Genomic DNA, 11,859 nt, shown 5'->3' on the forward strand with positions numbered 1-11,859 from the left:
TCTGCACCCAAGATTCTTCAGTCGCATTCGCTCCTTCAGAATGACATGCACAGAAAGTAGGATGTCGCGGTACTAGGCTTAATCATAGCATCAAAGCATGCAGTGCGTGTCCGGGTATGCTATAATTTATTGTGCTAAAGGCCGCTGGTTTTTCAAAGGACACCATCACTCGTATGTACCGGAACCCCTTACTTTGCTGCACGTAAAGAGGGGCAAGCAGCAGGCAATCTATGAATATTGGTGGTAGTTTAACAGGTGGTATTGCCTAAAAGTTTATCGGCATTGCTGGGAATGGTTAGCGATACATATATAGTTATCGCGGCCTCTTCTTTTTCCATTATACTCTTAATAGCCCTTCTCTTTGTTGTCCGAGGCATATTCGCCAAATTCGGCAAAAACAAGATCCTCGGCCTTCCAATCTCCGTTTTTTCCGTCGCAACTATTGTTGTTATGGTTGTACTCTCAACAGTGAGTTCTCACCAGCTGGTATGTCAATCGTGCCATCCTATGAGGGCGCCCGCAGTTGAGTTGCGCACATCAAGCCATAAAGGCATCGGGTGTCTTGCCTGCCATAAAAAATCCAACATGATGGCTTTGCCTATTCAAAAATTAGAGCAATTAAGGATGACTTTCAACTACTTTTCCGGGAGTTACAAATATCCCGTCAGATCTGAGGTTGGCAACGACGTCTGTTTGGAGTGCCACGGGGATGTGCGGCGGGGCTTAAAGGTTAAGTTTAAAGTGATGATGAGCCACGCCGAGGTGGTCGACGCCGGCATAAACTGTACTGAATGCCATCCACAGATTGCGCATAAGGGTGCGGCGGCGAAAAGCGGCGTCTCGATGATGGAGAAATGCAGCTCCTGTCATAACGACGAAGAGGCGTCATCGCGGTGCGAGACCTGTCACCAGGGCGATGTATGGCTTGGAATGAAGCCTTCTACGGATTGGGGCATCTCGCACGACAAAAATTGGGCGAAGACGCACGGCGCACGAAGCCTCTATATTTGCAAGGCATGCCACTATGAAAAAGATTGTAACCGGTGTCACTCAACGGTCCCGCACCAGGAAGGCTGGCCGTACATACACGGGCAGCAGGCCGAGAGCAACCCCGATGATTGCAATATCTGTCATAAAGAAGAAAGTTTTTGTAGAGGCTGCCATAAAATAACGATGCCGCACCCGCCGAGCTGGTTGCCCCTTCATAAATGGGAAGTGGATATTGCCGGCCGGGGAACATGCCTTTCGTGTCACATTAAGAAAGATTGCGACCGGTGCCATGACAAGCATAGCATCGACGTGGAAATAATGGGGAAGAAGAAACAGTGAAACAACTCGACTTTAACGAGTTAATCAAACACATAACAGCGGTTATTAAGCAGCCCGAGCTGCACATGAGGGAGATACCGATACTCATCGGTCTTGGCATTCTCGCGGTCTTTATTTTCCTGATTCTCATCGCGATCATCTTTGTGCGACCATCGAAGAACAAGCTCAAACCCCTTGAAGCAAAGGAGCTTCGCCGTCGTGTTCGCAAGAGCTATATTGTAGGGCTGGTGCTCGGTGTTGTTGCCATAGGTTCGCTGGGGGTTGTTATGGAGTTCGCATCACGGCCTGAGTTCTGTGCGGGTTGCCATGAGATGAAACAGGCGTATAAGGCGTCTCACGCCTCAATGCACAAGAACGCCGATTGCCTCGCATGCCATCAGGAACTGGGTATAAGCGGTGTGTTTATCGAGAAGTTTCAGCTAATCGAGATGGTATTTGCCAAGTCTAAGGTGGTCGGTGATGTTACCTCGGCGCAGGTTACGAACGAGGCGTGTTTGCGGTGCCATAAACGTATTCTGGGCTCTGTTGAGCAGGTAAGCACTATCAGAATCAAGCATAAGGAGCCTCTTGAGGCGGGCTATAGCTGTACCGATTGCCATTTTGCAAAGCGGATGTTTCACATTGATAAGAGAAAACTTGATAAGCTCGGGATGAGCCGCTGCGTTGATTGTCATAACCAGAAGAAGGCGTCGGCGGAGTGTCCGGTGTGTCACACGCAAGGAAGCGGGATTACACCTAGCATAGCCAGGTCGCATTACCCGCCGGTACATATCCCGGATTCGATCAATTGCAAGGTATGTCACACAGCGAGTACGTGTACTGCTTGTCATGCTATTCGAGTTCCTCATCCAGCGGACTGGGCGAATGGAGGGCATGGGTTGCAGGCGTTTGTCGGCAAGAAGCTGTGCTGGGAATGCCACGACCAAAAAAGCTGCAAGAAATGCCACCCCAGCGTCTTCCCGCACGGCGAGGATTGGGTGAAGGAGCACGGTCCTGCGCTTAAGGCCCGGGCAGAGCCTTGCGCTGATTGCCATAAGGTCGAGTTTTGTATGATGTGCCATACCGACATGCTCAACTTCAAGGTAAAAGCTATTACGGGTACATAGTTGGTTTGCACCGATCTTAGAAAGGGTTCGGGACGCACGCAAGGCTTTAAGGAAGTGCTTAAGGCACTGATGCGGTATTGTGGCAGCCGGTGCAGACGTTATCGATACCCGTTGCCGTAGTGCCTGCTTTTAGCATGGCGGGGGGTAAACCCGAGGAGTGCGGGAATTCACTCGTGCCGCTTCCTCCAGCCGCCGTGTGGCATTGCTGGCAGGTCGGCCCGGTTCCATCGTACTTCACATCGGCAAAGCCGTCCGACGTCGTAGTTGATCCTTGGGCCGATGAGCTGTGCCCCGCAACTTTACCGGTTATCGCCCCCATCGCTACGGTTTTTAACTCAGCGCTTGACCCGAAGTTGGCGTTATGGCAGGTAGAGCACCACTGACTCACGGTTTGTGTGGACTCTCCGACTACCGGTGTGTAATGAAGATAGTTCTGGTTTTTAGCCGGGTTTGGATCGGATTTTAGCAACCTACCGTAAGAGAGATCCGATAGTTTAATCGTCTGGTTATCGTGCACCGAGTGACACTCAAGGCATCCCCAGAGTTTGGCGTTTTTAGTATACGGTGGATCGGTATCGTCGGGGGCGGTCACTATCCCTTCCGCCTGATCGGTGCTGATGCCGTGGCCGTGCTCGTCCAGCACGATATGCTTGATCGATGCGCCGCCGTCCCCGTGGCAGAAATCACAGGTCTCGCTGCGCACATTGGCTCGTGTGAGCCGGTATGTTCCGGTCGCTATGTGAACCGCATGGCACTCCCGGCACTTGTTGGTTGTATCGGTGTAGCCTCCGTGCGGGCCGGGTGTTGTGACATATTGCAGGGGATCATTGTATCCACCGAAAGCGGCTGCGCCGACGCCATAGCCGGAAAAATGAGTTATATTTGTATATCCGATAGTGTACGGATCGTTATCATCATAGACGTATTGCCCGCCGGTTACCACCTCCCATTTGTTATCGCTGTCGTTGTAATGGTAGATGACATCGGAGCGTTCGATAATCCTATTGCACCTGAAAATCAGAGTTAGCGGCCGGGCGAATGGCGCAGCTACATTCGTCTGAAATTCGAAATAGTACTTGCTGATAAGCTGAATGCCCGGGGCCGGGGGATTTGCGGCGCTTATTATCGTGAAGGTCTCATCGGTATATGTTGCATCAGGCGGTATGATCAGCTTAACGGCCGCATCCGCGCTCTCGATGGTTACCGTGGTAATCGAACTCGCTTTATCATCCGCAATAATGCTTGCCGCGATCTCCGTTGAGCCTTGTAGGCTCTCAGCGGTATCGTTAACGCCGGAAACCCTATACCAGTAATTACCGGGTGATGGGACGGTATCCACATAGGCACTTCCACTTCCGCCGGTTGATCCTGCCAGGTTAAAAGGCCCGTTGGCCGAGTCTGACCTGTATATATCGTAGTGCGTTATGTATTCGTTGGCGGGATTGTCGTTCCAATTAAGGTTGAACTTGCTGTTGCTATTGGCGGCAACCTGCAGGCCGGTCGGTATGGTCGGCGGTATGGGGGTAATCGTATGAAGGATACTTGAGAGAGGTGTCACTGAAAGCGATACCTTATCGGGCGAACCCACAACAGCGCTTGAAGTATTCTCAATTGAAGCGCCGATAGTTCGCCCGACCCCCGCATCGCTTGGTAGCGAGTACGTTACCAGCAGCTTTTTGGATGCAGATGGGCTAATTGCGGCAAGGCCTATACCATTAAATGTGACCGCCCCTGCCGAGAACGTCTTTGAAGTGGAGAGCTGCTGGTCGCCAGGGTTGAGCGAGTTACTGTTGTCAGCGTCAAACCACAGCTTAATTCCGTTTTGGGCGGTGTCACTGTCGGTCGCTGTTCCGGTGCGGTTGATGGTAAGCGTTGTCAGACCCACGGTATCTTCAACCGTAGAGAGGTCGAGTACCTGCACGACGTGGTCGCTTGTTCCGGCGGTGATATTCCCGCCGTCTACGGCAGTCTGAGCGATATCCAGCGTATCCGGCTTATCCTGGATGGTCAGGACGGCGCTGCCCATAACGCCGAAGGGTGTAACGGTATCAGGGTGGCACATAGTAAAGTAACCAGCATCCACTATATTTGATTTGACAGTGGCGCCGATATTGGCGGTATTCGATAGGTGTGCCGTAACAAACAGCGTCTCGGTCGAATCACTCGCGATTTCAAAGGAAGAGAAGGGGAAATCTGCCCTACCGCCTGAAAACGTAGTTGATGCAAGCTCGATGTCGACTCCCGGATTGAACACACCGTTTGCGTTGCTGTCACGCACCAACGCGACAGAGGTCAGGTCGGAATCGAATGCGGTCCCGACCTCATCGATGCGGAGACCGTTAATCACGACGCCGTCCCCAGCGGGCGCATAAAGGTTTAACGTATCCAGCAGTTGATTTTGCGAACCCTGATCGGCGTTAAAATCAGGCGGCGGCGTGTGGGAAACCTCCAGCGATTCGGCAGATCCGCTAATGGCCGGCAAATTAGAGTTCAGGTTTGCAAAGGGCGCCACTGTATCGGGGGGTGCTATTGTAATGCAGGACTCGTCGACAATACTTGAACCGAGGGTATCCCCGGTTACAGCGGTATCCGAAATATCGTAGGCGACCAGAAGATAGCTTGGTGCCGTGGTAATAACCTGCGGTGACGATAAGGTGATAGTTACCTGTCCGCCGGTAAAAGTGCCGCTTCCGGTTTCGGTATCGGCGCCATTGATGACCCCGTTGCCGTTGAGATCGGTAAATATTTTTACCGCCGTGATGGTGTTATCCGGTATCGTACCGAGCTTAGCCACTTTTATTGCTGTCAGCGAAGCAGTGCCGTAATCTGTTGAGAAACCCAGCTTTTGCATGGTAGTATTGCTCTGGCCCCGGTGTGCAACGGTTGCTATAGCGGTGCTGGTGACGCTTACGGTGTCGCTGGCAATGTTGGGAGTATTCGAGCCGTAATTCGTAAAAGCCGCCACCTGGTAAGCGCCGCTGGCGCTGATTGAGTTCTGATTAACTATGTTTGATCCGGCGGTAACCGAGGTATTCGACGAGCCGGATATATCATAAACCACGAGCAGGCAGGATGGGGTCGTTGTTATGGTCTGGGGCGTTACGGAGAGCGATGATGACCCGCCGCTAAACGTACCGCTTCCTATTTGCGTATCCCCGCCATCGATGACCCCGTTGCCGTTGAGATCTGTAAATATTTTTACGCTCGAGATATCGGAGTCGGACGCCGAGCCGGTCCTGTCGACCGTCACCGAGTTAAGCGTTGCCGTTGAGAAATCGGTGCTAAAGCCGAGTTTTTGCATGACGACTCCGGCCTGTCCCTGGTGGAGGGTATCGGTCGCCACCGGCGAGTTGGTGACGGTAATCGTTGGGCCCGGGGTTCCCGTATCCGCATTAATCCCGGGCGTAACGGTTGTGTTCCAGTTGCCAACCGCGTCGCGGGTAAACACAGAATACTTGTATGCTATGCCGTTTGTTAGCGGCCCGATATCGGTGTAGGTTATGGCGACAGGGGTTGTGGTATCTTCCCAGACTTGCTGGGCCAGCGGATCGCTCGGCCCCGTTGGATAGACGCCGTCACTGCGGCGCATAATCCTTATCCCTAAGAAATCGGGATCGGTCGGGTTGGTCCAGGACAGGTCGGATTGGGCATCGTCACCATCGCTTGCAAAAAACCCGGTTGCCTGGCCGGACGGCGTGGCATCGATGGTTATGGTGGCGCTTGACGTATCACTTCCCTGGAGGGTATTAGTGCAGGTGATCGCGGAGACGGTTCCGGTAACTGAAACATCGGTGGCTGTACCGGCTACGTCAAAGGCCACTAGGTACTGGGCGGTGGTTTTACCGATATCGACGTTAAGCCCGGAGAAGGTGGCGGTTGTGCCGGCAATTGAGCCCGTGCCGAGGAGGGTATCCGCAGAATCCCACTCGTTGGGTGTGCTTCCGTTATCTTTGAAAAGCCGGACGTTGGTAACGTTGCTAGAGATAAAGTCGGCATTGCCGGCGAAGGTAAGGTCGGTAACCGTATCGATGCCTGAATTCGTGTTAAGCGTGAAGGTGTCGAGCGCGATGTTCGTTGAGGTTTTTGCCACTGTTTTGTTTGCCGGATCGGTACCGTTCGCTTCGTTTGTGATCGCATACCTGTCGAACGTAAAGTCAAAGGGAACCGATGATGCGCTACTTAAATTTGTCGTAAGAGCCACCCCACCGTCGGCGTTTGCCCATGTCGAACCGTCATACGTCATCGCCCACAAGTCGCTGTTGCTGTCACCTATGGTAACCATCGCCTTGTTTTCGCCGGGCTGCCGGTCGATATTGATGCAGGCCAAGTAGCCGATAGCGTGCCCCGGGTTCCAATCGGTCTGTATGCCCCAGCCCGAACCGTTCCAGCGCGACCAGTGGATGGCATTGGTGGCGTTATCCGCATAAACGACAATAGCCCACGGCGAGGCACCGGTTCTTACCCAACCGGCCGCAATCGGCATTTCACCCATCACGCCGGCTAAGTCATACATGGAGTTGTCGGCGTTGGCCACCGGGTTTATCCAGGCTGAGGTTGCTCCGTCCCAGATGGCGTACTGCATATCATCGCTCTTACTGTCCGCTGATACAGCGGCGATACGGTCTCCTCCGGGTTCTGGCGCAAGCTGCATGATAGTCGCCTCATCCTTCCAGGTGGGAAAGGCGGTAGGCGCTCCCCATGCGCCACCGGCCGGCTTTGTTACATACCGGGCGGCAAGTTGGTTATTAGGGGTGTTATTCCAGCCGAAAGCGACCAGGAGGTCGCCGCTGTTCTCATAAGCCGCATCAAAACATTTGGTGTCGCCGGCTGCGCTTGCGTATGCGAGGTTGGTCTCTAGGGCCGCCGATTGGTTTCCCCAGGCGTTTCCGTCCCAAATAATGCCTTTCAATGTGTAGCCGCCCGTACCGTCGTTAATCGCGTAGAGAAGGGCGATTTCGTTGCTGTTCGGCCTTGAGGCAAGCTCGATCCACTCGACGTTGGTGGCTTCATCCGCGGGGAGGGTGTTGGCGGCGGCCGTCCAGGAGTTCCCATCCCATATGCGGTATTGGGGATTGGTGCCGGTTGAGTAGACGACCATCGCGTGGCCTGAGGTATCCTCATAGGCGACATCAAAGCTTCGCCTGCTCGCAAAGTTGGCGTTGGCCGTACTCACGTTCCATTCGTTAGACCAGGCGGAGCCGTTCCAGCGCTGGATATAAAGGTTGCTGCCCGCGCCGGCGTTTGTTGTCAACGTGCCTGCGATGTTCTCGATTCTGTTTGGGGCCGCCTGGTTTATCGTCCAGTTTATTACGGTATTGGCGGCCTGTGTACCCGCCGGCGCCCCGGTAGCCGACGTTTCCTGATCCCATAGCCGGGCTTGTGGGGTGGCGTTTCCCGATGCTCCGTAAACCATACGGCCATCTGTCTTGTAAGCAAAGCTGGTCGTCTTAAAAGCAAGGACCAATATCGCGGCCAGAATCAGCGGAACAATTATTAACGATAGCTTGAGCTTTGTTTTGTTCCGGCGGCCTTTTATTCGTGCTCGCATTAACCTACCGCCTCACTTTCTGAGGCTGCTTTTCGTAATGATTCCGCGTGCTGTTGACAGTATTCGTAGCAGAGGCTTTTCTATATGCTTTTTTAGCCTTGCCGGGCTCCTCTAAGATTGTGTAGATATCGCCGATTTTTTTGTATACGGCGGAGCGGGCGGGGCTATTACCGGGGAGCGTTTCTAGAGTAGCACGCCACTGCGTAAGGGCCTTGGCGTAGAGCCTCCGGTTTGTATACGTTTCGGCCATCTGGTAATGGAATTGCACGACGCTTGGGTCTATCGTTGTGGCACGTTTGAAGTAAGCTATAGCATCCGCCGACCGGCCGAGTTGGTTGGATAGTTGACCGGCCCGGTAGAGAGCCCCGGCGTCATGTGGCTTTGCCTTTACCAGGGTCTCGTTTTCTTTAAGCGCCGCTTTAAGATCGCCGACCTGGGCGTAGCTTGTTATAAGGACGTTTCGCGCTTCCTGATCGCTACCGTTATTCTTCAAGTAGGCAGTCAGTTTTACGATAGCGCCCCTAAAATCGCCGTTGCGGTAGGCTTTATATGATTCTTCTTTTAACTGTGGCGTCGGGGATATGTGCGAGCGGGTGCCAAGGACGTAATATGCCGTCCCTATCGCTGCGGCAATAAGCAGAAAAAATCCTAAATATTTTACTACTAACCATCTATTAAATAGGCGCTTGGGTGGCTTAGCAAAGGCGCTCGTCACTGATGCTCACCGGCCTGTTCCGTATATGTTCTAGAACTATTTGTAAAAATGTTCGTAAAAATAGTCTTTTAAAAGCTAAAAGCTAAAAGACTAACGAAATAATTACTACCAACCTAATAATCATGACTGCTACAGCCGAAATTATGCACTAAGTAACCGCTTGGTTTCCGATTTTGAGGGTTCTGACATAAAAGCTTGAATTCTAAGTAATATACCAGTTAATGGCCCATTTTACAAGCCGTGCAAACTACACGGTGGGGTTAAAAGTTTAGGGACCGCGCGCCTATCTAGCTATGGTAGGGTCACTGTATTATGGCAACTCGTGCAAACGCCGTCCATCCCGCGCTGCGTGATACCCGACCTGAGCATGCCGGGCACTGAGCCCGATGAGTGCGGGAACTCGCTCGTGCCGATACGCCCGTCCGCCGGGTGGCATTGCTGGCAGGTAGGCCCGGTACCGTTAAACTTTACGTCTGCGTAGCCGTCAGGCGTGGTGGTCGAGCCCTGCGAAGAGGAGCTGTGGCCGGCAACCCGACCTGTCTTTGAGCCGAAGAGCACCGTCTTTAAATCCGTGCTCGGCCCGAAGTTGGCATTGTGGCATGTGGAGCACCACTGGCTTATGGTCTGCGTTGTTTCTCCAACTACGGGAGTATAATATAAGTAGTTCTTGTTCTTTAGCGGATTCGGATCGGCTTTTAGCAGCTTATCCGAGCTTAAGCCCGCCAGTTTAGTTGTCTGCTTATCGTGCGCTGAGTGACACTCAAGGCATCCCCAGGATTTGGCGTTTTTACTGTACGGTATATCGGTATCGCCCGGCGCCGTCACTTCGGCCCGGCCCGGGTCCGCACCGTGGCCGTTTTGGTCGAGGGTGACCTGCTTGCTTGCAACGCCGCCGATCCCGTGGCAGAAATCACAGGTCTCGTTTCTTGCGTTAACTCTGGTCAGGTCATACGTGCCGATCGCCAGGTGCACCGCATGGCATTCTTTGCATTTGTTGGTCGTGCTGGTATAGTTGCCGTGCGGTCCCGCCGTTGCCGTATCGGTGTATTGCAGGGGGTAATTGTACCCGCCGAAGAATATCTGCGCCGCGGCATATCCTGAGAAGCCGGTGATATTGGTGTAGCCAATATCAAACGTGTTCATATTGGGAACCGCCACGGTGCTATCGGTGCTGAAGAAGTACCGACCGCCATCGGCCTGCTCCCATTTGCCGAGATTCGTGTAATGGTAAATAGCGATATCCTGCATACCGGTAAGCGAGCTGTCGCACCGCAGCACAAGCATGAGCGCCGGGTTGAACGGCTGGGTTGCAGTAGTTGAAAAGTCGTAATAGAACCTGCTTACTACTTTAACACCGGACGGTTTTGGCGCACTGCGGATGGTAAATGTTTTACCCAAATAGGCCGCACTCGGCGGAATAATGAGCTTTACCGTCGCGTTGGCGCTCTCGATAGTAGTCGTTGTGCCGGTCGTATCGACCGTAACGGTTATGTCAACCTTGGTTGCGGTCGCACCCGCGCTCTTTACGCTCTCACCGGTCACGTTCTTCGCCGAGACCTTATACCAGTAGTCGGCCGCAGACGGAACCGCGTTTACGAAATGCGGTTGGGTCGGCGTGGTCGTGCCGACCGGGCTATAACTGCCGAACTCGGTGTCGGACCTATAGACATCATACTCGGCAACGTGTTCGCCGGCCGGATTCGTATTCCAGTCGAGCGCGTATTGCATATTGGCTCCCGCCGTTACCACCAATCCGGTTGGTGCGGTCGGCGGTACGGGCGCAATTGTATGCAACGCGCTCGCAAGCGATGGGACCGGTCCGGATGTTGATTCAAGTGAAACGTAATCCGGCGGGGTCACGCCGACGCTACCCGTCGAGTCGACCGAGGCGCCGATGGTTACACCGATATTTGCGGTGCTAGAAATCGAGTACGTTACGAGCAACTTTTTGGGCGATGTGGGTGAAATCGGCGCAAGCTTGATGTTATCAAAGGTAACGCTTCCGCCGATAAAGGTCTTCGCGCTTGAAAGCTGCCAATCCGCCAGGGTAATCGAGTTGCTGTTATCCGCATCGTACCAGAGCTTAATCCCGTTTGTTGCGGTGTCGCTACTGGTTGCCGTACCCGTAAGGTTGACCGAAAGCGATGTGAGCGTGACCATATCCTGTGGCACCGAGAGGTCGAGCACCTGCATGACATGGTTGGTCGTCCCGACGACCACGTTACCGCCATCAACCGCCGTTTGTTTGATTACAAGCGTATCCGGCAAGTCCGTAATCCTTATCGATGCGCCCGAGAGGGTGCCGAAACTGTTGGTGTAGTCCGGATCGGCCGCCTGTACGCCGCTTTGGGCGGTATCGGTGCTAAAGGTAACATTGCTGTTGATAATAGCGCCGACTTTAGCCGTTATTGAAAGATCGTATGCCACGAGCACGGTCTCGGTGGTATCCGGGTTGATGAACAGCCCGCCCGGTATGGTAAACCGGGCCATCATCCCCGGGGCCGTGCTGGTCGAGACAAGCACGGTGTCGGTAGACGAGTCATAGATGCCGTTGCTGTTTTTATCCCAGATGAGTTTGACCGCGCTTATATCGGAATCCTGCACCCCCGTAAGGGCGACGTTAATACCGGTAAGGTTTACACCGTCTCCCGGATCTGCGTGAAGCGCAAGCTCTTGGCCCGGGGTATTCGTTGTACTTTGCTGCGCATCGATGTTGGGCAGTAAAACATTTGAGACGGTGAGCTTATCCCCCGACAAGCCGATCATCCTGAGTGTCGACACCAGCGGCGCTGCCGCCGAGACGGTATCCGGGCTTGAGACGACAACCGATGAAGTCGCATCCAGACTTGTTCCGATATTGACCCCCGTCTGTGCGGTGGGGGAGATATCCATGGTGACGTAAAGCCGCTTATGCGCCGGGTCTTTTACATCCAGGTAACTATCCAAGTTGCTAAAGATTGCCTGCTCGCTTGCAACGGTAGCAGTGGCTATTAACGTATCACCAGTTGCGGTAAAGGTACTATCCCCATCATCCAGCCATAACTTTATCCCACCGGGTTTGATATCGGTTGCAAAGCTTGCCTGCGGCGTTGTTGTCGATGCTTTTGATAGCGTTATCCGGCTTACCGTTGACGAATCGTTGTCTACGGAGAGGTCGAATA

At 53.5% G+C, this 11,859-nt stretch carries 5 protein-coding genes; 2 read left to right on the forward strand and 3 right to left on the reverse strand.

The window, feature by feature from the left end; all coding sequences use genetic code 11:
* Window positions 1–261: 261 nt before the first annotated feature.
* Window positions 262–1,329, forward strand: a complete 1,068-nt coding sequence (locus COY37_RS01120; protein WP_286679119.1) for a cytochrome c3 family protein — start codon at window positions 262–264, stop codon at window positions 1,327–1,329.
* A complete protein-coding gene (locus tag COY37_RS01125) occupies window positions 1,326–2,435 on the forward strand; it encodes a NapC/NirT family cytochrome c (protein ID WP_286679120.1) in 1,110 nt (369 codons plus the stop codon). Before COY37_RS01120 ends, COY37_RS01125 begins: the two co-directional genes overlap by 4 nt.
* Window positions 2,436–2,493: 58 nt before the next feature.
* Here the strand turns inward: COY37_RS01125 and COY37_RS01130 are convergent, their stop codons facing one another.
* From COY37_RS01130 to COY37_RS01140, 3 genes are all read right to left on the reverse strand, one after another.
* The gene (locus COY37_RS01130) at window positions 2,494–7,983 is read right to left on the reverse strand and encodes a multiheme c-type cytochrome (RefSeq protein ID WP_286975599.1); all 5,490 of its coding nucleotides are present in this window, start codon (window positions 7,981–7,983) and stop codon (window positions 2,494–2,496) included.
* 4 nt (window positions 7,984–7,987) lie between these two features.
* On the reverse strand, window positions 7,988–8,698 hold the full coding sequence (locus COY37_RS01135; RefSeq protein ID WP_286679122.1) for a tetratricopeptide repeat protein: 711 nt from the start codon (window positions 8,696–8,698) through the stop codon (window positions 7,988–7,990).
* A gap of 291 nt (window positions 8,699–8,989) precedes the next feature.
* Window positions 8,990–11,859: fibronectin type III domain-containing protein (locus tag COY37_RS01140; protein ID WP_286975602.1), on the reverse strand; the 2,870-nt coding region annotated here is incomplete at its 5' end.

The sequence above is a fragment of the Candidatus Aquicultor secundus genome (assembly GCF_002791875.1).
GTDB classification, from domain to species: Bacteria; Actinomycetota; Aquicultoria; order Aquicultorales; family Aquicultoraceae; genus Aquicultor_A; species Aquicultor_A secundus.

Excerpts from the sequence above, each read along its gene's own strand:
- COY37_RS01130 (WP_286975599.1), bottom strand. The coding sequence starts at position 7,983 with ATGCGAGCACGAATAAAAGGCCGCCGGAACAAAACAAAGCTCAAGCTA.